Origin of the sequence: Mycobacterium paraffinicum (genome assembly GCF_001907675.1) — a bacterium.
Lineage (GTDB): Bacteria > Actinomycetota > Actinomycetes > Mycobacteriales > Mycobacteriaceae > Mycobacterium > Mycobacterium paraffinicum_A.
Genome location: NZ_MPNT01000014.1, coordinates 119,755 through 142,067, shown reverse-complemented (window position 1 = coordinate 142,067; position 22,313 = coordinate 119,755). Strand labels below are relative to the sequence as shown.

The window sequence follows — 22,313 nt, the reverse complement described above, 5'->3', positions numbered from 1 at the left end:
GGGCGGGTTTTCGCACTTCGGGCGTCGTCGACCGGCCGCAGCCTACCCGCGGCTGACGTCTCGGGCGGTCGCCAGGGCCGCCAGCTTGTCCGGGTTGCGGGTCACGTAGAAGTTGGTGATCAAGGCGTCGGCGATCTCCAGCGTGATCACCCCTTCGAGGTGATCGCCGAGGTAGAGCAGCACGGCCGGCGCGCTGTTGCAGGTCACCATTTCCGCGCGGAATTCCGCGAACTCGCTCGCCTTGCGGATCAGGCCGACGATGGCCCGGGCCACCCGGTCGGCGCCCACCACGGGCCGGCGGGCCGCGCTCACCTTGCCGCCGCTGTCGGCCGTCCAGGTCGCGTCCGGGGCGAGCATCGTCATCAGCGTTTGGACGTCGCCGCTGGCGGCCGTCTGTAGGAACTGGGCGGTGAGCTCGGCGTTGCGCTGCGGATCGGCGGCGTCGAACCTTTTCCGCCGCGCCCGCACGTGTTCGCGTGCCCGGTGCGCCACCTGCCGCACCGTCGGCGCCGGCCTGCCCACCGCCTCCGCGATCTCACCGTAGTCGAAGCCGAACACCTCGCGCAGTAAGAACACCGCCCGCTCGTCGGGGCTCAGCGTTTCCAGCAGGACCAGCATCGCCATCGAAATGGATTCCGCCAGAACGACGTCCGACGAGGGATCCTGCTCGTCGAGCAGCAGCGGCTCGGGCAGCCACGGGCCCACGTACTCCTCGCGTCGGCGGGCGTCGGCGCGCAGCGCGTTGAGCGCCTGGCGGGTCACCAGCTGGGCCAGGTAGGACTTGGTGTCGCGAACCGTGGACAGGTCGACGGCCGCCCACCGCAGATAGCTGTCCTGCAGCACATCGTCGGCCTCGGTGGCCGAGCCCAGCATCTCGTAGGCGATGGTGAACAGCAGCGGCCGCAGCGCGGTGAACCGTTCGGCGTGCTCACTGCCGGCGGGCGGGCGCGTCATCGCAGCGCGATCTCGGCCGGTTCCTGCGCGGGCCGCTTGCCGCCCTTGAGCCAGCGGTAGGAGCCCGGCTTGGCGGCCTCCCGCCGGATGGCCCACAGCGTTCCCTTGCAGATGGCCTCCTTGATCGACGCGGCGGTCCGGCCGCCGATCGCCAGGTTCACCGGAGTGTCGTCGGTGCGGGCCAGCTGGACCGTCCCGTACGTGCGGCCCAAGCTGATGCACTGTCCGACGAACGCCTGGTTGAGCGTGGTGGGGGCGGTCCCGGAGATGCGGCTCAGCACGGTGTTGGCCGCCTGCGCGCCCAGGGGTCCGGCGGCCTGGCAGCTCATCCGCAGCGGCTGGCCCGACGGCGCGGCGGCGTCACCGGCCGCGACGATGTAGGGGTTGTCCACGCTGGTCAGCGTCTCGTCGGTGAGCAGCCGGCCCAGCGCGTCCGTGCTCAGGCCGCTGCGGGCGGCCAGGTCCGGCACGGCGAACCCTGCCGTCCAGATGGTCGCCGCGCTCGGCAGCACGGCGCCGTCACTCAGCACCACCGCGTCCCAGCGCACCTCGGTCACCGTCGCGGATTCCAGCACGTTGACACCGAATCCGCGCAGTCGCTTGGCCACGGAACGCCGGCCGCGCCTGCTCAGCGACGGGCCGAGCGCCTCGCCGCACACCAGGGTCACCTGGCGGCCCCGTTCGGCGAGCTCGGAAGCGGTTTCGATGCCGGTCAGCCCGCCGCCCACGACGGTGACGGGCGCGGCCAGCGGCAGGTCGGCCAGCGCGTAGCGCAACCGCTGCGCGCCGTCCAGGTCGGCTATCGAGTAGGCGAAGTCCGTGAACCCCGGCACCGTCGCGGGCGTCGCGCCGGTGCTGCCGACGGCGTAGATCAGATAGTCGTAGTCGAGCTCGGCGCCCGAAGACAGCAGGATGCGCCGGGCGGTGGCGTCGATGCGCTCGACGATGTCGACGACCAGCCGGATACCGTCGCCGAGCAGCGTCGCGTAGTCGGCGGTCGCCGCGCCGGTGTCGGCGACCAACTGGTGCAGCCGGATTCGCTCCACGAAGACGGGTCGCGCGTTCACCAGGGTGATGTCGACGTCCGGTCGCTGGCGTAGATGGTTCGCGGCCAGGGTTCCGGCGTATCCGCCTCCGACCACGACGACATGAGTTCTCTGGGCGGCCACCTCGGTCATTGCTGTCTCCTGTTCTCACGGGCTTGATGTCCTTGAGACACCGCCGGCGCGTCGAGCGTGACAGGGCTGCCATTATTGTGACCCGTGTCACTGCGGCCGCGGCTGGACCCGGGGACCGCCGGGTCCTGCGTGCTAGGCTGCGCTACGCCAATTCGTGACCTGCCCCGCGTTAGCTACACGCACCAGATAACCCAGGCAGTATGGGGCCACTTCAGTGAGCATCGGTGTGTGTTGGGAGAAGCAACCGTGAAGTCGAGGAAGAGCGCGCTGGCCGCTGTCGTGTGCACGGCGATGGTGCTCAGTGGCTGTGGGGGCAAGAGCGATCCCGGCCCGCTGTCCGCCATGGTCAGCCCGGCCATTCCGCCCACCGCCCAGGAGATCCCCAACCCGCTGCGCGGCCAATACGAAGACGGCCTGAATCCCCTTTTCCCGCAAGGCAATCCGGCGCAGCAGCGGTACGCTTCCTGGCCCGCGTCGGATGACGCCAGTCTGCGGGTCTCGTGGCGGCAGCTGCAGCCAGTCGACCCGCGCACGCTGCCCCCCGACGCTCCCGACGACCGTAAATTCGACTTCAGTGCGATCGACGACGCGCTGACGAAGCTCGGCAGCCGTAACATGCGGCTGATCCTGGGCGTGTACGCCTACAAGTCCTGTTGCAACGATTCCTATCCGGGCAACACCAACATCGCGATTCCGGACTGGATGCGTCCGGCGGCCACCGGGTATCCCGCGCCGCCCAACAGTTCCGCACCGGGGGTCACGCAGGTGGTGCCGAACTGGAACGACGCCGGCTACCTCGACAACTTCGGCCAGCTGCTCGCCGCGCTCGGGCGGCGCTACGACGGTGACGAGCGGCTTAGCGTGTTCGAGTTCTCCGGGTACGGCGATTTCGGCGAGAACACCGTCGCGTACTTGCGTGACGCGCTGGGCGCGCCGGGCCCCACGGCGGACGACAGTCAGCCGAAGTTGGGCTATTACAGTCAGTTTCGCGACCAAAGCATCACGAAGGCGTCCATCGCGCAGCTGGTCGCCGCCAACGTCGGCGCGTTCGGCCATACCCAATTGGTGACCACCGCCGAGAACCCGGAAATCGTGCGCGAGTTGCTCGCCGACGACGTGACGAAGAAGCTGTCCGCGCCGGTCGGCATCCGCGCGGATTGCCTTGGCGCGCAGTCCCCGCTGCCGGAATGGGCCGAGTCCAACGACTCGCACTACGTGCGGTTCGACGACGCGGCCGTCAACGCGATCAAGCAGCGGCTCACCTCGGCGCTGGTGATCAGCCAGTGGTGCCGGCTGCCGAACGGGACCGACCCCCGGTCCTACTACGAGAAGGCCCTGCACGACGTGGTCAGGTATCACGTTTCGATGACATCGAGCGCCAACTTCCCGGACCGGGATGCGACATCGGCGATGGACCCCAAGCTGTATCTCCTGTGGGCCAAGGCGAACACCGCCGCCGGTTACCGGTATTCGGTGGAGGCCAAGCCGGGATCACAGTCGATCGCTGGCAAGGTCGCTGCCATCTCCGTCGTCTGGACCAACTACGGCGCCGCGGCGGCCACCGAACAGTGGACGCCCGGATACAAGCTGGTCGACTTCTCGGGAGCGGTGGTTCGCACCATCGCGGGGACCGTCAATCTCAAGTCGCTGGTCCACGACGACTCCAGCCAGTCACGCGAGGAGGCCGTTCCGGAGTCCTCGACAGAGTCGGTGCGCGTCGACGTGACGGGCCTGGCGCCCGGGCATTACACACTGCGGGCGTCCGTGGAATGGCAACAGCACAAGCCGGGCGCCTCGCACGTGGTGAACTACGCGCCGATGGCGCTGGCCCGCGATGGCCGCGACGGTTCCGGGCTGTATCCGATCGCAACACTGGACATCGCCAGCGACGCGGCGGCCAACGGTCAATGACGCACAGCGGCTCCCGGCCGGAAGATGCTTGTTAGCCCGGATCCGGCGGCGCCTGCGTGATACGTTTTGCTGACCAATACGCGTCCTGACCTGCCCGGGTCCGGATAGACCCCAGGAAGCAAATCAGAGGACCCGCCGATGCGCATGGGCGCGCGGTCGACGGGTTTCGCCAGCGAGAACATCCCACGATCGGGCGACCGTCAACACAGTGGGGTGCGCGCCGCATCGGAGGAGACCATGCCACGCAGTCTGGACTTGGTCGTCACCTCCGTCGCCACCCAGCTGATGGAGGCGACCGCAGCGACGGCCAACCTGGTGAGCGAGAAGGTGCTCGCGCAGTTGGTCGAGCAGTTCGACGTGGACGCGAGCTTCTTGCGGCATCTCGACCCGCACACCCGAGAGTCGACGTTGGTCGCCGAGTGGCCGCCACGAACCGACGCCTCGGACGCGGATCCGACGGCCTTCGCCGAGCTCGACATCGCGGAGTCGGTGCTCGCTCAGTGCAAGCAGGGGCGGAAGCCGGTGGTGATCCGGCCGGCCCAATCCAAGCGCTTTTTCCGCCGCCCGCTGGGCGGGGCCAAAGTGGCCGCCTCGCCCTCGGTGGCCGCCGCCCCACTGGTCTCGGGCGACACAACCACCGGCCTGCTCGGCTTCGTCAAATTCGGCGCCCGTAAGTGGGAGCAAGACGAGATCAACACCCTCGAGGCGGTCGCCGCGCTGCTCGCGCAGCTGCAAGCCCGCATCGCCGCCGAAGACAAGCTCCGCTATCTCGCCGAGCACGACGATCTGACCGGGCTGTTCAACCGTCGCGCCTTGGTGGCGCACCTGACCGAACGCCTCGTGACGGGGCGGCCGGGACCTGTCGCGGTCCTGTACCTCGATCTCGACCGGCTCAAGCCGATCAACGACTACCTCGGTCACACCGCGGGGGACTGGTTCATCAGGGTCTTCGCGCAGCGCATCAAGGTCTGCACTCCCAACAGCACAATCGCCCGGCTGGGCGGTGACGAGTTCGTCGTCGTGCCCGACCAGCCGATGTCGCCCGAGGACGCGGAGTCGTTCGCCCGCAACCTCTCGGCCATGCTGTGCGAGCGCCTGGCGATCGGCGGCCACGTGATCAGCCGCACGGTCAGCATCGGGCTCGCGGTCGGATTCCCGGGCCGGGACAACTGCACCGACCTGCTCCGCCGCGCCGACGAGGCGGTGCTGACCGCCAAGCGCGGGGGCGGCAACCAGATCGCGGTCTCCACCGACGACATGTCCCTCAAGCGCGCGTTCCGCAACGACATCGAGCTGCACCTGCAGGGCGACATCGGCAGCGAAGCGTTGCTGCTGCACTACCTGCCGGAGGTCGACCTGTCGACCGGCGCCATCGTCGGCGCGGAGGCGCTGGTGCGCTGGCGCCACCCGATCTGGGGGCTGCTGCTGCCGGATTCCTTCATCGGAATCGCCGAATCGACCAATCTGGCGATGGAACTGGGCCGCTGGGTGATGCGCACCGCGTGCGCCGACTTCAGTCGCTGGCAGGCGAACGGGGTCGGCCGGGGGACCGTGATGCGGATCAACGTGTCGCCGCTGCAGCTCATCACCCGTGGGTTCGTGCGCGACGTCGCCGACACCATCGACGAGTTCGGCCTCGACGCCGGCTCCGTGTGCCTGGAGATCACCGAGCGCGCCGTGGTGCACGACATCGATACCACCCGAAAGACGTTGGCGGAGCTCAAGGAAATCGGCGTGCAGCTCGCCATCGACGACTTCGGTACCGGCTACGCGGTGTTGTCGCATCTGAAATCCCTGCCCGTCGACATGCTCAAGATCGACACCGGGTTCGTGCGGGACCTGGGTAACAACGCCGGCGACCTGGCGATCGTTCGCGCCATCATCGGGCTGGCCGAGGCGTTCGGTCTGGACGTGGTGGCCGAGGGCGTCGAAACACCGGTCGCCGCAATGACATTGATCCAGCACGGGTGTCGGCGGGCGCAGGGCTTCCTGTTGTCGCGCCCCGTCCCCGCGGATGCGATGGAGGCCCTGTTGTCCGCACGCTGGCTGCCGTTGCCGTTTTTGACCGGCCGCAAGGCGTTGCCGACGGGCTCCGTCTAGCTCGCCCCGGTGGCCGAACAGTGAGAACTCGCGCGACCGTCGGTCCGGCGTGCCGCCTACCGCTCACGTGTCCTGAGGGATGAAGACGAAGTTGTTGACATAGACGCCGCGGGGCGCCCAGTCGTTCTCCCGGTCGCCGACGTTGGATGGGTCCTGGTGCGTGCGCGGGTCGAAATCGTCGATCGGCCGCCGGACGCCGTCGAGGTCGAAATACCCGCGGTAGCCGCACTGGCGTAGCAACGCGGTGATCTCGGCGACCGCGTTGGGGTAATGGCGTTGCTCGGCCTCCACCATGATCGCGGGCCGGTCACGCGCGAGTGTATTTGTGGCCCCGCGCAATACGGCGAGTTCATGGCCCTCGACGTCGATCTTGATCATGCCGATGTCTTGCAGGTGTAGATCGTCGAGCCGCTTGATGGGGACCTCGATGCTGCGGATCCCGCTGTTGTCGACATCGCTCAGGGCATTGGTGGTGTCGATCGTGCTGCGGCCCGGCTCGGATTCGACCACCCTCATGCTCCCGACTCCGGCAGTGTCAGACAGCGCGATCGCCTCCACCCGTACGGGAACGCCGGCGGCGTCGAACATCGAGGCCAGGTCGCGGGCTTGCGCGGGCCGGGGTTCGAACGCGATCACCGATCGCGACGACGCCAGCATGGCGATTGTGAATTGTCCGACGTCGGCACCGATGTCGAGGGAGATCCGGTTCGGGTCGCACAACGAAACCGCCAACTGGATGTCCGCCCGGCTTTCCCCAAGCTGTTGCAGGATGCGGTATTTCCGCCGCCAGAAGAACCGTGGCGCCAGTGCCTTCACCGCGGGCGCCAGCCGACGTGTGGCCGATCGAACCAAAGCCATCGTGCGGTCTCCTGAGCGATTCTCGTCCGATCAGCCGAGCGGATTGCGCGACCATACCAATCCGAGTCGCCGGACGGGGCGATGCCCGGCAAGGAACGCGCCCACGGCGGCCGCCGCCCAACGATGGCCGGGATATGCACCGAAGATGTGCATGATTGACCGATGATGTGGGCAGCGTTGCATCGTTGCCGATTTCATGTGGTGCGCTTCGGGTGGAGAGCGCCAGCGACCGGAGAGGTGTCAGTTCTTGAAGCTGATGGAGGGCCCACGTTCGGTGTGCGGAAGGCCGACCCCCCCGACGCCCGTGTTCGCCAACACGGCTCGGACGTTGCGCAAGGCGGCAATGCTCGTCGCCGTTTGCCTGACGCTCTTGTCGAACGGGTGTGGTGGCCGCGGAAACCCCGAGATGGTGACCGCGATAGTCAGTCCCGCGATACCGCTGGCCGTCCAGGACGTACAGAACCCGCTGCGCGGCCAATACGAAGATCTTTTGATCCCGTTGTTCCCGCAAGCCAATCCCGCGCAGCACCGGTACCCGCCCTGGCCCGCCTCCGATGACGCCAGCCTGCGTGTCACTTGGCGGCAGTTACAGCCCACGGATCCCAGCACGCTGCCCCCCGACGCCCCGGACGATCAGAAATTCGACTTCAGCGTGATCGATGACGCGCTGAACAAGTTGGCCAGCAGAAACATGCGGATGACCCTTCGCATCGTCGCCTACCACTCCTGTTGCGACACCGTGTTTCCGAACAACACCAACATCGCGATCCCCGACTGGATGCGCTCGGCCGCCACCGACTACGCCGGACCGGCACGGTATTGGTGGACGCCGGGAGTGGTGCAGGTGGTGCCGAAGTGGAACGACCCGAGGTACCTCGACGCTTTCGGACAATTGCTCGCCGCGCTGGGGCGACGGTATGACGGCGACGAGCGGCTCAGCGTTTTCGAGTTCTCCGGCTACGGGGATTGGAGCGAGAACCACATCGCGTATTTGCGCGACAAGCTGGGCGCTCCCGGCCCTTCGGCCGACGAAAGTGTCGCGAAGCTGGGCTATTACAGCCAGTTTCGTGATCAGAGCATCACGATCGCATCGATCAGGCAGCTGGTCGCGGCGACCGTGAGCGCGTTTCGGCGGACGCAGTTGATCACGACACTGCTGAATCCGGAAATTGTGCGGGAAATGCTTTCCGATGAGGTCACAAAGAAAGTGGCGGCCCCGGTGGGAGTGCGGGCCGATTGCCTGGGGGTGATCGCGCCGCTGCCCGGGTGGGTCGAATTGGACGGCTCGCGTTATGTGCAGCAGAAGGATCCGGTGATCGCCCAACTCAAAGATCGGTTGCTCACCGCGCCGGTCATCACCGAATGGTGCCTGTTGCCGGACGGCACCTCGCCGCAGTCCTACTACCAAAAGGCCTTACACGACGTCATCAAGTACCACGTCGCGATGACGTCGAGTTGCGACTTCGCGGACACGGAATCGTCGACCCCGATGGACCCGGCGCTGTACCTGTTGTGGGCGCAGGCGAACGTCGCCGCCGGGTATCGCTACTCGGTCGAGGCGCGCCCGAGCCCGCAACCAATACACGACGGGGTGGCGACCGTCGCGGTGACGTGGACCAACTACGGTTCTGCCGCCGCGATCGAGAAATGGGCTCCCCGCTATCAACTGGTGAATTTCTCGGGCGCGGTGGTCCGCACGCTCCCGACGACCGTCAACCTCAAGACGCTGGTCCACAACGACGGCGGCGGCAACCCCGGCAACGAACCGGTCCCGGTGTCGTCGACCGAGTCGGTCAAGCTCGACTTGGCGGGCTTGGCGCCCGGCAACTACACGCTGCGGGCATCGGTGGAATGGCAACAGCACAAGCCGGACGCATCGCACATGGTGAACTATCCGCCCATGGAGTTGGCGCGCAACGGGCGTGACGGTTCGGGCGGCTACCCACTGGCAACGGTCAACATATCGCGCGATGTGCTGACCGCCGGCCCCCGAGCGTGAAAGGGCGCCTGCGACGGTCACCGCCGGGTTTCTGAGCTGCCGCGATGACCTTCAGAATCGCTTTTCGGACAAATGTCGCATGGCGATGCTTCAATAATGTTCAATGTTTCTGCCCATCCGATAACCGACCGGATGGATGCTTTCGCGCCCTAGAGCTTTCAGAAAGGCCATTGGTCGATGGATTTCCGTACCTTTGTCCGGATTCTCGCCGCGCACTGGAAGCTGGCAGCGGCCGCGGTGCTGGCGTGTACGATCGGCGCCGCGGCCATCACGGCGTTGCAGACCAAGCATTACCAGTCGTCCACCACGGTCCTGATCTCGTTTTCCGGCGCCACCGACCTGACCGAGCTGTACAACGGCACGCTCACAGCGCAGGAACGGCTGTCGTCGTACGCCCAGATCGCCGGCGGCCGGACGGTCGCGGACCGCGCGATCAAACAGCTTCAGCTGCCGATCAGTGCCGACGATCTGCTGACCCAAACCCAGGTGAAGTACACCGCTAAATCGCAGCTGTTCACCATCACCGTCAAAGACACAGACCCGAGGCGAGCGGCGGCGCTGGCCGGAGCGATAGCCGACCAATTCGCCGCGATCATCCCCACGCTGGGCACGGTTTCACGGCCGGACGCTCCCAATGCGGGCCCCCGGCCCGACGCCACGGATGCGACGTCGCCGCCTGGCCAGCCCCGGGAAACGCCGGGAGTGCAGGAGCAGAACGGAAAGCCGCTCCCAGTGGCGCGGGCGCGGGTGGTGGAACCGCCTCAGGTTCCCGACCACGCGGTCACCCCGGCACCGGTACGCAACATGGCGATGGGCGTGGTCGCCGGCCTGCTGCTCGGCATGGCCGTGGCGCTGACCCGCGAAGCCAGCGATCGCACCGTGCGCACCCGCGAGAAGCTCGAAGAGCTGTCGGGCCTACCGACGCTCGGCGAGTTGCCGCGACGGCGCGGCGGGGCTCCGCGGTTCGGCACCGACGTCACGTTCGACGACGCCGTGCGGGACATGCGTACCCGGGTGCGCAGGACGATCGGCCCCGACGGTCGCCGGCTGCTGGTGGCGTCACCGTTCGGCGGCGAGGGAACCACGACGACGGTCCTCAACCTGTCCCGGGCATTCGCCGAAGTCGGTGACGACGTGCTGGTGGTCGAGGGCGACACCCGCCGGCCGGTGATCGCCGGCTTGCTGAAGGTCGAATCGGGCGAAGGCTTGGCCAACGCGCTGGCGAACCCCGAGATCGCGGCCGAAGCCGTCAAACCGACACCCTTCCAAAGGCTGTTCGTCCTGGCGGCACGCGCGGCCCGCCGGGAAACCTTGCCCTGCTCCGCGTACCCGCCGGAAGTGCTCGACGCCGTGCTGGGGGAATTGTCGTCGCGATTCGACCGGATCGTGGTCGACGGGCCGCCGGTGCTGGCGACGGCCGACGCGGTCTTGCTGTCCGGCGCCGTTCAAGCGACGGTGCTGGTGGTCCGGGCGGGACGCACCACGACCGACGAACTCAAGGACGCGTTGGCAACGCTGCGCTCGGCCAACGCGGAGATCGTCGGCACGGTCCTGACCGACGCGAGGCTGTCGCTGCACCGCAAGGCCGCCGCCCAGGTCTACCGTTCGAAGGCCAGTCCTTCGACGTGATCTACTACCTGCGCAGTCGGCATCGCATGGCCATGAGCGCAGCCTCGCTCGCGCTGTTCCTCTTCGGATGTTTCGTGTTCGGCGTGCTCTCGGTGCGACTCACCACGGAGGGCATCATGCTGATCGCCGCCACCTTCTGCCTGGTTGTCTACTGGGTGAGACCCGAGGCGATGGTGTGGGTGGCGTTGGTGGCGGCGTTCGCGGCGCTGCCAGCGGGCCTGCACGTCGGCAAAGTCGTCGGCCCCGCGGTCATCTACCTGTATCTGCTGGCCGCGATGCTGGCGATCGGCTACCTGATTCCGATCGTGAAACCGCGATTCTCCGATTTCTGGTTGCCCGCCGTGTTCCTGGTCGTGCTTGTGATGTCGACCGCGGCTGGATTCGAGAACGGGCATGACGCCACCATCGTGCTGCGCGAATCGCTGTCCATGCTGGAAATCGTCGTGGGCTACGTGCTGGCGCTGTTGGTGGTGTACGGCGACTACATCAAGTGGTCGATCCGCGTGACGGCCGGCATCCTGTGGTTTTCGGCGGGCATGGCGGTCGTGAGTTCGCTGCATGCCATCCGGCTGGCGGGCCGGTCTGAAAGTTTGGGGGCGGCGACCGGGGCCGACCAGGCCGTCCGGATCATCCTGACCACGCAATCCCCGGCCACCGCGACGCTGAGCGCGCTGGTGGCCGCCGCCATAATCGGCCGCCTGAGGCCCGCCACGCTCCTGACTTTGGGCCCACCCGCGCTGATCATTTCGCTGCTGTCGTTCTCCCGCAACACGCTTATCTCGATGGCCGTGGCGGCGGGTGCGGCTCTGTTGGTCAGCCTGAGCGTGTCAACCGTGCGCCGGACCCTCGTCGTCGTCGCCATCTGCGCGGCGGTGGTCGCGGTGACGTTGCCGGGATTGCTGTTCTTGCTGCACGGTTCGCAAGCCGGCGCGTGGCTGGGCGACCAGCTCACGGCCTTCAACGAGCGGGTGCTCGGCGGGGTTTCGTCGAGCGCGCTCGCCGTGGACGAATCGGCGCTGGAGAGGGTGCGGGAGAACTCCCTGCTGAACCGCTCGATCGCTCAGGCGCCCGTATTCGGCCATGGCCTGGGTTACGCGTATCAGCCGCCGAAGGGTGACGACGAGTTTTCCGCGAAGTTCTATCCCGCCTACTCGCACAACTTCTATCTCTGGTGGCTGGCGAAAGCAGGTGTGGTCGGTATGACGGCGTTCGCCGCCTTCGCGCTGATCCCGTTGATCAAGGCGGTGCGCTGCCGGACCGCGGCGGCGAAGGTCAGCGTGGCGGTCAGCGCGGGCCTCCTCGCGATATCCGTGGTGTGGCCTTTGCCCGAGATGCCATCGGACGCCTTCGCGCTGGGCATCGCGCTCGGTTCGACGATGGGGTTCGCCGGCATACGTGACCGAGTGCGCGACGCCGAACCCGCGGTCAGCCCCGACGTGGCCGGGCTCGCGGCACCATCCGGAGCCCGCTGAAGTGGGCACGTCGAGCAGTCGACCGGTGTACTTTGACGCCGTCGCCAATCACGTTGGGAGTTAGCCGAATGCGAAGTCTCTGTCTGCTCGACCACCCCCGCCACGCGCCGCTGTGCTATCCCATTTCCGGACCGCGATGATCTCCGTCATTCATGTCGGGCCGGGCGTTTACAGCTTCGGCGGGACGCAGACCGTGATCCGAGTCATCCGCGACTACAAGATGGGCGCGGACGACATCCGCGTCCTGTCCACCTGGGAAGGGCGGCACCACGCGAAGAACTTCGTGCTGACCGCGCGGGCGGCGGCCGTGTTGGCCCGCGCACCCCGCACGACCATCGTGCACTTCCACATCTCCGACGGCGGGGCGTGGCTGCGCGAAGGACCGCTGATTCGACTGGCCAAGGCGCGGGGCTTGCGGATCGTCGCGACGCTGCAGGGCGCCGATGTCGCCAGGGAAGCCCTTCGGCACCGCCGCTTTATCGGTGCCACCCTGCGCCGCGCCGACCACCTCATCGTGTTCTCGGAGGACGCGCAGGCCACCGTTGCCCAGCTGGCTCCTCGGGTGCCGAGCACCATCTCGGTGAACCCGGCGCCGATCGACTGGGACGCGCCCGGGGCCAGCACGACGCCGCCGGTGGCGCTCTTCGCCGGGACCATCGGCCTGCGCAAGGGGGTCGACACGCTCGCCGCGGCGTGGCAGCTGCTGCTCGACGAGGGCATCGAAGGCCAGTGCCGGGTGGTCGGGCCGATCGACGACTACACCCCTCCGCAGCTGGAGCGCTTCTCGGTGGAACCCGCGGTACATCCGGACGCGATCCCCGCGTTGATCCGGTCCGCGCGGGTGGTGGTGCTCCCGTCGCGCGCCGAGGCGATGCCGCTGATCGTGACCGAGGCCCTGGCCGGCGCGCGGCCGGCCGTCGCGACGCCGGTCTCCGGCACGCCGGGCATCGTGCCTGACCCGAAAATGCTCGTCCCCGTTGATGATCCGCCCGCATTGGCGGCGGCGATCGGGCGCTACCTGCGCGATCCGGAGCTGGCGGAGCGCGACGGGCTCAAGGGGCAGGCGCACATCGCGGCGACCCGCAGCCCGGAGGTCATCGGCGCCGAGCTTCGCCGGATCTACGAGAGCCTCGGCGTTGGAGCAGATTGAGCTCAGCGGACCGGCGCTCAAGGTCAGCGCGGTCGGTTTCGGGTGCGGGGGTTTGCTGCAGGCGCCGTTCCGCAAGGAGCGGATGGCCGTGCTGGGCAGCGCGGTCGAGCACGGCATCACGCACTTCGACACCGCGCGGATGTATGGGCTGGGGATGGCGGAGTCCGAGCTGGGGGTCTTCCTGCGCACCGTGAATCGCGACGCGGTGACCGTGGCCACCAAGTTCGGCATCGAGGTCGGCGGCGCGGCCCGGCGCCTCGGCCGCTTCCAGGCGCCCGCGCGGGCGGTGCTCCGCAAAGCCCCAGCACTGCGGCGCGCGGTCAAGCGGCAACAGGAACCGGACCTGACCCCCCGGCGCTACGACGCGGCGGTCGCGACCCGCAGCCTGGACGAGAGCCTGGCGGCGCTGGGCGTCGACTACGTCGACATCTTGTTCGTCCACGGCCCAAGGCCTTTCGACGTCGTCGCCGGCGACGAACTCGGCGAGTTCTTCGAACGGGCCCACCGGCAGGGCAAGATTCGCGCCTGGGGTGTGTCCCAGGACGAGGGCCTCGAGGTGGATTTCGCCGGTGCATTCGCACCGCGGGGCGTCAGCCAGGTCCGCGGCGACCTTCTCGCTCCTCCGCCACGCCCCGCCGACTTGGTGTTTGGCGTCTTCAACCGGTCGTACGACGCGCTCCGCGCTGCGTTGCGGGCCGACGCACGGCTGGCCCGACGTTGGTGCGAAACGCTCCAAGCCGACCCGTTGGCCCCCGGTGTGTTGCCGAGGCTGATCGTCGCGTCGTCGGCAAGGGCCACGGGTTGTCGCGCGATTCTCTACAGCAGCACCGACCCGCGGCGGGTTGCCGACGCGGCGGAAGCCGTCTCGTCGCCGCCGGACGGGGAGCTGCTGACGCGTTTTCTCGCTCTCGCCCGGCAGTTCCGACGCGGCCCCGCCGCGTGATTCGCGGTCCGGCGCAGTTCGCCCACAACATGACGATCCGAACCGATGTCGTGGTGGTCGGGGCCGGCCCGATCGGCATCGTGACCGCGCTGGAGCTCGCGGCTGCCGGCGTCGAGGTGGCGCTGATCGAAAGCGGGTCAGAGCGCACGGACCGCGCGGCACAGGAGCTGGCGGCGTTCGACTCGCGCCAGGACGACTACTTTCATTCACGCAGTGAGGTCGCCGTTCGCCGGCAGGTGGGCGGGACCTCGGCGCTGTGGGGCGGCCGTTGTGTCAAGTTCGACGCCATCGACTTCGAGGATCGGCCCATCACCGCGGAGTCGCCCTGGCCGATCGGGTTCGACGATGTCGAGCCCTATCTGCAGCGGGCCTGCGACTGGGCGGGATGCGGGCAGGCGGTCTTCAATGCGCGGGACGTCCCGGAGTTGGCGCAGCGGGACTTGGTCGTGGGGCTGCCCGACGAACAGGTGCGCACCACCGACCTCGAACGCTGGTCGTTGCCAACGCGTTTCGGGCGCGAATACCGCGCCGAGTTGCGCAAAACCCCCGGCTTGACGGTGTGGACCGGCCTGACCTGCACCGAGGTGGTGACCACCGAAGCCGGTGACGCAGTCGACCATCTCGTCGTCAAGACGCTTGATGGGCGGGAGGGCAGAGTCGTTGCGGCGGACTACATCCTTGCCACCGGCGGCTTGGAGGCGACCAGATTGCTCCTGGCTTCGGACCGCCATCATCCGGCCGGCCTGGGCAACGCGGGTGGCCACCTGGGGCGGTGGTACATGTCCCATGTCGAAGGCCGGGTGGCCCGCGTGCACTTCACCAGCGACGACGTCATCTACGAACACGAGCGAGACCGCGAGGGCGTATACCTTCGCAGGCGATTCACCTTCAGCCCGCAGCTGCAGCGCGACCTCGGGATGCCGAATGCCGCCGTCTGGATGGTGAATCCGCCGATCAGCGATCCGGCGCACGGGAGCGGGATCCTGTCGGGTGTCTACCTGACGTTGATCTCCCCGCTGGGGCGTTTTCTGCTCGCGGCGGCCATCCGCGAGGCCCACACCAAGACCGCGGGCCCGCCGCGCGTCGCCGCGCACCTGCGTAACATCATCCGAGACCTGTTCGGCTCCATCCGATTCGCGGTTCGGTTCTCCTACGCGCGGTTCCTGCGCCGGGGCCGCAAGGCGCCGGGCTTCTTCGTCAAGGGGTCGGGCAATCGGTACGTGCTGCACTACCACGGCGAGCATCTTCCGCACTGGGACAGCCGGGTCGAGCTGACCGACGAACGCGACGCCCTCGGCATGCGCAGGATACGCACCCACATGTATTTCTCCGACGCCGACTACGAAAGCGTTCGCAAGGCAATCGATCTCATCGACGAGCAGCTGCGCCGCCACGGGGTCGGACACGTGGAGTGGCTCTCCGACGACGTCGAGGCGTCGGTACACGATTTCATGCAGGGCTACGCCGGCTTTCATCAGGCCGGCACAACTCGGATGTCTGCGACCGCCGACGGCGGCGTCGTGAACCCGGACCTTCAGGTGCACGGCGTGCGCGGGCTCTACGTCGCGAGCACCTCGGTCCTGCCGACGTCGAGCCAGGCCAACCCGACGCTGCTCGGGATAGCGCTGGGGGTGCGGCTCGCGGAGCGGCTCATCGGTGTGCGATCGGCGCGGCCCGGGAGTCCCGACGGCTGAGGCTGGTGGCTTCGCGCTACCGCCGGGTGATCGTTCCGGGCTGAATTCGTTTATCGCCCATCCGATTTACGGACAGCGAAAATGGGCCAGGGGCGGGGTGGAGTCACTTGACGACCTCGAACAGCCAGTGATGACCGCGCGCCGTGGCGAGCGGGCGGAACTCCCGTGGCGAGCGGGCCATGAGTTCCTTGAATGCCCGCATCTCGTGATCGCGGTCGGGGAACTCGTCGAAGTAGATCAGCGTACCGGGCTTGAGAAACGGCTCCGCCCAACTCAGCACCGTGGCGGCGCTGGAGTACACGTCGCAGTCGACGTTGATGATCAACTGGTCATGCTCGGGGATTTCGAACTTCGGGAGGCTGTCGTCGAACCAGCCGACGACGAACGAGACGCGGGCATCGTCGATCTTGGGCGGCTCGCCGCCGACGGCGAAGTGGCCGGCTCCCAGGCCGGGCCGCCAATCCTGTGGCAGGCCTTCGAAGGTGTCGAAACCGATCAGCCTCGCTTCAGTATGCGGCAGATGCTGCGACCACCACCGCATCGAGCCGCCATCGAACACACCGAATTCGAGGTATAGGGCTTGCCGTGCCGCCGACGCGCTGACCCAGGTTTTGGAGGAGCCCTCGGGTCGGCGCCGATGGCATCCGGTCGCGCTCGGCATCCGCTTGGGGCACGCATAACACTCTATCGGACCTGGGCTGTCGCCAAAGACCCATTTGGACAAAGATTCCCGCTGTCCCGCGCCGGCCGCGCGCCTGGGTCGGCCGCCAATTCCGGTTGATGTCGAGGTCAGAGAATAGGGGAAATAAAATACCGGGATCGTTGACGAAGCTAGCCGAAAAAGTGCGCGTGGATCGCTCGCTTGCGGGACTATTGGGCGATCGTCGGGAAGCGAAGGTGTCGTCTTGAGGATTTCGATCATCGGGTGCGGGTACGTCGGGCTCGTCACGGGCGCTTGCCTGGCGGACAGCGGCAACGACGTGGTGTGTGTCGACATCGACCAGGGGAAGGTGGACGAGCTTCTGGCCGGAGGTGTGCCGATTTATGAGCCCGGCTTGGCCGAGTTGATCGCCAGGAACCGGGAGAATGGATCCATCGATTTCACCACGGATCGTCGGCGCGCGATCGAGCACGGCGACGTGATCTTCATCGCCGTCGCGACGCCCATGAGCGAGAACGGCGAGGCCGACGTGTCGCACGTCCAGGCGGCCGCCGACGATATCGGAACGTACTTGGATCGCTACAAAGTGATCGTGGACAAGTCGACCGTGCCCGTCGGTACCGCCGACGATGTTCGCGCGATCATCGGCCGCAAGGCCAAGCACGAGTTCGACGTCGTATCGAATCCCGAGTTCCTCAAGGAGGGTTCGGCGGTCACCGACTTCATAAAGCCCGACCGCGTCGTCATCGGCAGTGACTCCAAGCGGGCCGTGGAGATCATGCGCGAGGTCTACGAACCGTACTTGCGTACCTTCCACCCGCTGATCGTCATGGACATCAGGAGCGCCGAGATCACCAAGTATGCGGCGAATTGCTTTCTCGCTACCAAGATTTCATTCATCAACGAGATCTCGAACCTGTGCGAGACGGCGGGGGCGGACATCGCAGCCGTGCGGGAGGCCCTCGGGGCCGACCGCCGTATCGGGTATGAGTTCCTCTTTCCCGGCGTCGGATACGGCGGCTCATGCCTGCCCAAGGACGTCCAAGCGTTGATACATACCGCCGCAGGCATGGGGTCGCAGATGCGCTTGCTGCGTGCCGTCGACGAGGTCAACACGGAGCAAAAGGCCACCCTGGTCGCCAAGATCGTCACTCACTTCGGCCCCGGTCGGCCCGCAGCAGACCTGACCGGCTTGCGGATCGGGCTCTGGGGCCTCAGCTTCAAGCCCCAGACCGACGACATACGCGAGGCGCCGTCACTGGTGGTCGCGCGCAAGTTGATCGAGATGGGGGCGACCGTGCGGGCTTTCGATCCGGCGGCGACCGGGCGCGCCAAAGAGGTGCTGGGCAATTCGATCGAGTACGCCGGAAACATGTACGAGGCCATCGAGGGCGCCGACGCGCTCGTCCTCATCACCGAGTGGAAGCAGTTCCAGCGGCCGTCGTGGCAGCGCATGCGGTCGGTCATGCGGGGCCATGTGGTCTTCGACGGTCGAAACATCTATGACCCCAAGCGGTTGCGGGCCGAGGGTTTCGAGTACTACGGCATGGGCCGCCACTAGGCTGGGTGGATGAGAGCCCTCGTCACCGGCGCCGCCGGATTCCTCGGATCCCACCTCTGCGATCGCCTTCGCCGCGACGGCATTGAGGTGCTCGGCCTGGACAACTTCTACACCGGCAGGCGCGAAAACCTCACCCACCTCGAGGGCGACCCCGGGTTCAGCTTCTCCGAGCACGATGTCAGACGGCCGCTGGACGCGGCTGCCGTGACGGGACCGCTGGACCTCGTCTTCAACATGGCTTGCCCGGGTTCGCCGTTCGCGTTCCAGCGCGATCCCGTGTTCACCCTCGACACCAACTACCTCGGTACGAGGAACGTCCTCGAGCTGGCGCTCGACAAAGACGCGGTCATGCTGCAGGCGTCCACCAGCGAGATCTACGGCGATCCCACCGTCCATCCGCAGACCGAAAGCTACTGGGGCAACGTCAACTGCTTCGGCCCGCGTGCGTGCTATGACGAGGGTAAGCGGGTTGCCGAAACACTCATGCTCGAATACGCGCGCCGCTTCGGCGCTCGGATCAAGGTCGTCCGCATCTTCAACACCTATGGGCCCAGGATGGATCCCGAGGATGGGCGGATCGTCTCACAGTTCATCGTGCAGGCACTACGGGGTGAACCGATCACCATCTTCGGCGACGGCAGCCAAACCCGAAGCTTCTGCTACGTCGACGATTTGATCGACGGGCTGGTGAAGATGGCGACCAGCGAATCGTCGTTCACCGGACCGGTCAACCTCGGTAGCCAGGACGAGCTGACCGCCCTCGAAGTCGCGCGCATCATCAAGGAGATGACCGGCTCGTCCTCTCCGATCGTTTTCCAGCCGCTGCCCGAGGACGACCCGAAGAAGCGCAAGCCGGACATCGCCCTGGCGGAGTCGCAACTCGACTGGCGTCCGGTGGTCCCTTTCGGCCCAGGGGTCAAACTCACGATCGAGCATCTCAGGTCTGCCGATCCCGGGCGATGACTTCCCGATAGACGCGAACGGTCTGCTCTGCAACCGATTTGGGGTCGAAACGCTTCTCCGCCTCGGCGCGTACCCGGTGTTCGACGCTCGCTCTGAATGCGTCGTCGCCGAGCATCCGGCGGATGTGCCCGGCGCAGGCCGCGACGTCGCCATGCGGAAACAGGAGCGCGGTGCGGCCATCCTCGACCATGTCCGGAATGCCGCCGACGCGGGAGGCGATCACCGGCAGCCCGCACGCCATCGCCTGCGCGACGGCTTGCGGAGTGGTCTCTTCACGTGAGCCCATCAAGAGGACCTGGGCTCGCGCGTATTCATCGAGCAGTTCTTCGTGGCTGATGGGTCCGAGCAGCCTTACCCGTTCCCGTAGGCCGCATTCCTCTACCGCACGCCGGACCTCGCGTTCGCTGCCGGGGTCCGCAATGGGTCCGGCGACCCTGAGTTGCACGCCCGCCCGCCACGGCAGGTCCGCATCGGCGCGATGGTCGTTGGCAACCGCGCCGACCGCGCGAACGAGATCGTGCACACTCTTGCGCGGCACCAGCGTGCCGACGAACAACGTCCGGCCGGGCTCCGGTGCGCGTTCTATGCGGAAGAAGTCGTCTTGGATCGGGTTCTCGATGAACCGGCAGCGTGCCGTCAGCATGGGTCCATAAACCTGCGCCAGATACGGCGAGATGATGATCATGTCCCGGGCGCGGCGAAACACTTCCCGCTCCATGTTGGCGACAGCCCGTTTCTTCAGGGCGCCCAACGCGTCCCATCGGTTTCTTTGCAGTAACCGGCTTTCGATGAAGAGCACGCCGTGCGGGGTGATGACCGTCGGCGCGCCGCTCGCCAATGCGCCAAGCGCGTGGCGATCTTGACCCTGTCCATGCACGATATCGGGATTGATCGAACGAATCACCGCCGCCAGGCGTGGCACATCGTTGACGCGCAGTGTGACCAACCTGGGGAGGTTCAGGCGCTTGACGTAGTGAACGTGCAGTGCGGCGTCCCGGCGATAGGTGGTGGTTACACCGTTCATCGCGCTGACAACGTGGCACTCGACGTCGGAACGGGCTGCCAGCGCATGGGCCAGCGTGTACGTCACCGACTGCACCCCGTTCTCCACCGCCGCGCCTTCATCGACGGGATAGTCACCCACCAGGGCAACCCGCAGCGGGCTGGCGAAATCAGGGCGCACCGCGGTCGCTCTCGAGCGCGATGTCCGGGTATTCGGCGAAGATTTTTCGCGCCGTGGCCTGGCTGAACGGCTCCGCCGCACGGCCGATGGTGCGGCGCAGCCGTTGCGTATCCGGGCACAGGAATGGTCGGTCGTTGGGGCGTTGACGCTCGGGCACCGAGGTGAAGTCAACGGGAAATGGCAGGACGGACGCGATGATGCTCAACGCTTCCCGGACCTCGATCGCCTTGCCGGATCCGATGTTGAGGATCTCCAATCCTTCGACCCGCGAGACGGTGTCGACGATAACGGCGGCCATCGATTCGACGTCCACGTAGTCGCGCAGCGGCCAAAGGTTACCGACTTCCACTTCGCGCTTGCCCTCTTGCGCGATCTGGCGGGTGACCTCGGCGAGCAGGTGCGGGTTGGTTTCGCGTGGTCCGGCGGCGTTGAACAGCCGCCCGATCACCAGTGTGCGGAAACATCCGGTGGACTCGAAATAGCGCATGCACAGCTGCTCGGCCAGATATTTGGTGTGGCCGTAGACATACACCGGCCCGGTCGGGTCGACTTCCCGATGGGGCAAGAAGCTCGGGTGGTAGACGTCGCCGCTGGACGCGAAGAAGAAGGCTTGGACCCCGTGCCGGCGCGACGACTCCAGGACGTTCAACGTGCCATGCACGTTAAGGGTGTACGCCTCGTAGACGTGCTCCTCGCACCAGGGGACGAAGTGCTGCGCCGCAAGATGAATGACGTTCTGCGGCTTGATGTCACGGAATGCCTCGTCACAGGCCTCGGCGTCGAGGATGTCGCGGATGACCAGTGTCGGCTTGCGGGGTGCCTTGTGCCAGCGGTCTTTTCCGAGCGAAAGGTCATCCACGACGAAGACCTCCGCGCCCCGCTCCAGCAACGAGTCGACGACCGACGACCCGATGAATCCGCAACCTCCGGTGACCAGATACCTGCTCACGTTTCTATCCCTCTCGCGTCCAAGGATTCGGATACGCGTGGTGTGCTCGGTATCCGGTCAACGTCGACGGCCCATCACCTCGGCGATGATCTCCAGGAAGCGATCAGCGACAAGGTCGACGGCGCAATGGCGCTCGTAATGACGCGCCGCGGTGGCTCCATGGCGCGCCGCCGTGGCCGGGTCGGCCAGGACGTCGAAAGCGGCGGCCAATCCGCCAACGTCATCGACGCCGACCGGGGGGCATTCCGGGGGTTGGTACTCGGGCGGCCCACCCTCCGTGGAAACGATCGGCATGACGCCCAACTGCATCGAGAGGACCTGCACCCCGCTTTGAGTGGCGCGCCGATAGTGGGCGATCGAGCCCTTGGCGGCCGCCAGCGTGGTGACGACATCGCGGTAGCGGTAGCCGCCGCGACGCCACTGCGTGTGGGCGGGCAGCTTGTCGGCGTCCAGCGCTCCGTCGCCGATCAGTATGAGGTCGTCACCGCGCCAGCCGCCGCCTTCGACGTGGCACTGCCAGGCGCGCAACACCACGTCCACATTCTTGTAGGGATTGAGCCTGCCGAACATGACAAAGTCGTGGCGCCCCTTGGCATCCACGAACGGAGGGACCCGGTCGAGATCGAGATCGCTGGCGAGCGGTACGACGTGCACCGGTGTGCCGATCACGTCGCGTCGGGTCGCGACCGCGCGCGCGACGTAGTCGCAATAGGTGATGGTGGCCGCCGAGCGGGCACCCCAGCGATCGAGCGCCGCGAGTTCGTAGGCCGGCAGCGCTTCCACGGGGTCATGGGGGCGATCGTCGTGGATCACCTGGATGCGCGGCGTCCGGCCGGCCAGCGCGACCCACCGCGGATCACGGACCTGCTCGGCGATCACGACGTCCGGCCGGAAGTTGCGGACCAGCCGCCAGGCCTTGACCGTCGGGGGCCAGGTCTTGGCGGAGAGGAATCGCGGCTCGAGCACCACCTCGTAGTCACGGGCGGCGTCCGACTCCGGGTGTCGGTCGGAGGTCACGAGCAGCACGTCGGCCCCGTGGCGAATCAGCGCTTCGGACTGCACGCGCACCGCCGGCCGTGTCCATGGCGAAAGCCAAAGCACCCGTGGA

Annotated in this window: 17 protein-coding genes; 10 read left to right on the top strand and 7 right to left on the bottom strand. The window is 67.1% G+C overall.

The window, feature by feature from the left end; translation table 11 throughout:
* Positions 1–42: 42 nt before the first annotated feature.
* Positions 43–954, bottom strand: coding sequence for an RNA polymerase sigma-70 factor (locus BRW65_RS16920; protein ID WP_073876493.1), 912 nt, complete (start codon positions 952–954; stop codon positions 43–45).
* A complete protein-coding gene (locus tag BRW65_RS16915; protein WP_073876491.1) occupies positions 951–2,132 on the bottom strand; it encodes an NAD(P)/FAD-dependent oxidoreductase in 1,182 nt (393 codons plus the stop codon). The genes BRW65_RS16920 and BRW65_RS16915 overlap by 4 nt, the downstream gene beginning before the upstream one ends.
* A 291-nt stretch (positions 2,133–2,423) precedes the next feature.
* Between BRW65_RS16915 and BRW65_RS16910 the strand changes: the two genes are divergently transcribed.
* Both BRW65_RS16910 and BRW65_RS16905 read left to right on the top strand, forming a co-directional pair.
* The gene (locus tag BRW65_RS16910; RefSeq protein ID WP_073876553.1) at positions 2,424–4,043 is read left to right on the top strand and encodes a hypothetical protein; all 1,620 of its coding nucleotides are present in this window, start codon (positions 2,424–2,426) and stop codon (positions 4,041–4,043) included.
* A gap of 237 nt (positions 4,044–4,280) precedes the next feature.
* Positions 4,281–6,143, top strand: a complete 1,863-nt coding sequence (locus tag BRW65_RS16905; protein WP_073876551.1) for a putative bifunctional diguanylate cyclase/phosphodiesterase — start codon at positions 4,281–4,283, stop codon at positions 6,141–6,143.
* Positions 6,144–6,206: 63 nt separating this feature from the next.
* Here the strand turns inward: BRW65_RS16905 and BRW65_RS16900 are convergent, their stop codons facing one another.
* Positions 6,207–7,001 carry an FkbM family methyltransferase gene (locus tag BRW65_RS16900; RefSeq protein ID WP_073876489.1) on the bottom strand — a complete coding sequence of 265 codons (795 nt, stop codon included), beginning with the start codon at positions 6,999–7,001 and terminating at the stop codon, positions 6,207–6,209.
* A 343-nt stretch (positions 7,002–7,344) separates the two neighbouring features.
* Between BRW65_RS16900 and BRW65_RS16895 the strand changes: the two genes are divergently transcribed.
* From BRW65_RS16895 to BRW65_RS16870, 6 genes are all read left to right on the top strand, one after another.
* Complete coding sequence (locus BRW65_RS16895; protein WP_073876549.1) at positions 7,345–9,000, top strand: hypothetical protein; 1,656 nt, start codon at positions 7,345–7,347, stop codon at positions 8,998–9,000.
* A gap of 177 nt (positions 9,001–9,177) precedes the next feature.
* Positions 9,178–10,629: a polysaccharide biosynthesis tyrosine autokinase gene (locus BRW65_RS16890; RefSeq protein ID WP_073876486.1), complete on the top strand. Its 1,452-nt coding sequence runs from the start codon at positions 9,178–9,180 to the stop codon at positions 10,627–10,629.
* A 26-nt stretch (positions 10,630–10,655) separates the two neighbouring features.
* A complete protein-coding gene (locus BRW65_RS16885) occupies positions 10,656–12,101 on the top strand; it encodes an O-antigen ligase family protein (protein ID WP_073876547.1) in 1,446 nt (481 codons plus the stop codon).
* A 136-nt stretch (positions 12,102–12,237) separates the two neighbouring features.
* Positions 12,238–13,251 carry a glycosyltransferase family 4 protein gene (locus BRW65_RS16880; RefSeq protein WP_073876545.1) on the top strand — a complete coding sequence of 338 codons (1,014 nt, stop codon included), beginning with the start codon at positions 12,238–12,240 and terminating at the stop codon, positions 13,249–13,251.
* Positions 13,238–14,194 carry an aldo/keto reductase gene (locus tag BRW65_RS16875; RefSeq protein WP_073876485.1) on the top strand — a complete coding sequence of 319 codons (957 nt, stop codon included), beginning with the start codon at positions 13,238–13,240 and terminating at the stop codon, positions 14,192–14,194. Before BRW65_RS16880 ends, BRW65_RS16875 begins: the two co-directional genes overlap by 14 nt.
* A complete protein-coding gene (locus tag BRW65_RS16870; protein WP_073876483.1) occupies positions 14,191–15,888 on the top strand; it encodes a GMC family oxidoreductase in 1,698 nt (565 codons plus the stop codon). Before BRW65_RS16875 ends, BRW65_RS16870 begins: the two co-directional genes overlap by 4 nt.
* Positions 15,889–15,991: 103 nt before the next feature.
* Here BRW65_RS16870 and BRW65_RS30970 read toward each other — a convergent pair whose 3' ends face one another.
* Positions 15,992–16,810, bottom strand: coding sequence for a class I SAM-dependent methyltransferase (locus BRW65_RS30970; RefSeq protein ID WP_167374056.1), 819 nt, complete (start codon positions 16,808–16,810; stop codon positions 15,992–15,994).
* Between BRW65_RS30970 and BRW65_RS16860 the strand changes: the two genes are divergently transcribed.
* On the top strand, positions 16,794–18,110 hold the full coding sequence (locus BRW65_RS16860) for a UDP-glucose dehydrogenase family protein (RefSeq protein WP_073876479.1): 1,317 nt from the start codon (positions 16,794–16,796) through the stop codon (positions 18,108–18,110). The genes BRW65_RS30970 and BRW65_RS16860 overlap by 17 nt on opposite strands.
* A gap of 9 nt (positions 18,111–18,119) precedes the next feature.
* Complete coding sequence (locus tag BRW65_RS16855; RefSeq protein ID WP_073876478.1) at positions 18,120–19,073, top strand: UDP-glucuronic acid decarboxylase family protein; 954 nt, start codon at positions 18,120–18,122, stop codon at positions 19,071–19,073.
* On the opposite strand, the gene BRW65_RS16850 is transcribed toward BRW65_RS16855, so the two are convergent.
* The 3 genes from BRW65_RS16850 to BRW65_RS16840 are packed head-to-tail and all read right to left on the bottom strand — an operon-like array spanning position 19,048 to position 22,306.
* Positions 19,048–20,256, bottom strand: coding sequence for a glycosyltransferase family 4 protein (locus BRW65_RS16850; protein WP_073876476.1), 1,209 nt, complete (start codon positions 20,254–20,256; stop codon positions 19,048–19,050). The genes BRW65_RS16855 and BRW65_RS16850 overlap by 26 nt on opposite strands.
* Positions 20,246–21,205: an NAD-dependent epimerase/dehydratase family protein gene (locus BRW65_RS16845; protein ID WP_073876475.1), complete on the bottom strand. Its 960-nt coding sequence runs from the start codon at positions 21,203–21,205 to the stop codon at positions 20,246–20,248. Before BRW65_RS16845 ends, BRW65_RS16850 begins: the two co-directional genes overlap by 11 nt.
* 57 nt (positions 21,206–21,262) lie before the next feature.
* Positions 21,263–22,306, bottom strand: coding sequence for a glycosyltransferase family 4 protein (locus BRW65_RS16840; RefSeq protein ID WP_084187845.1), 1,044 nt, complete (start codon positions 22,304–22,306; stop codon positions 21,263–21,265).
* Positions 22,307–22,313: the final 7 nt, after the last annotated feature.

What these genes read in the sequence shown, in the direction of transcription:
- BRW65_RS16915 (WP_073876491.1), bottom strand. Translation starts at nt 2,132, where the DNA reads ATGACCGAGGTGGCCGCCCAGAGAACTCATGTCGTCGTGGTCGGAGGC.
- BRW65_RS16900 (WP_073876489.1), bottom strand. Translation starts at nt 7,001, where the DNA reads ATGGCTTTGGTTCGATCGGCCACACGTCGGCTGGCGCCCGCGGTGAAG.
- BRW65_RS30970 (WP_167374056.1), bottom strand. Translation starts at nt 16,810, where the DNA reads ATGATCGAAATCCTCAAGACGACACCTTCGCTTCCCGACGATCGCCCA.
- BRW65_RS16910 (WP_073876553.1), top strand. Translation starts at nt 2,424, where the DNA reads ATGGTGCTCAGTGGCTGTGGGGGCAAGAGCGATCCCGGCCCGCTGTCC.
- BRW65_RS16855 (WP_073876478.1), top strand. Translation starts at nt 18,120, where the DNA reads ATGAGAGCCCTCGTCACCGGCGCCGCCGGATTCCTCGGATCCCACCTC.
- BRW65_RS16920 (WP_073876493.1), bottom strand. Translation starts at nt 954, where the DNA reads ATGACGCGCCCGCCCGCCGGCAGTGAGCACGCCGAACGGTTCACCGCG.
- BRW65_RS16905 (WP_073876551.1), top strand. Translation starts at nt 4,281, where the DNA reads ATGCCACGCAGTCTGGACTTGGTCGTCACCTCCGTCGCCACCCAGCTG.
- BRW65_RS16890 (WP_073876486.1), top strand. Translation starts at nt 9,178, where the DNA reads ATGGATTTCCGTACCTTTGTCCGGATTCTCGCCGCGCACTGGAAGCTG.
- BRW65_RS16880 (WP_073876545.1), top strand. Translation starts at nt 12,238, where the DNA reads ATGATCTCCGTCATTCATGTCGGGCCGGGCGTTTACAGCTTCGGCGGG.
- BRW65_RS16885 (WP_073876547.1), top strand. Translation starts at nt 10,656, where the DNA reads ATGGCCATGAGCGCAGCCTCGCTCGCGCTGTTCCTCTTCGGATGTTTC.
- BRW65_RS16895 (WP_073876549.1), top strand. Translation starts at nt 7,345, where the DNA reads ATGCTCGTCGCCGTTTGCCTGACGCTCTTGTCGAACGGGTGTGGTGGC.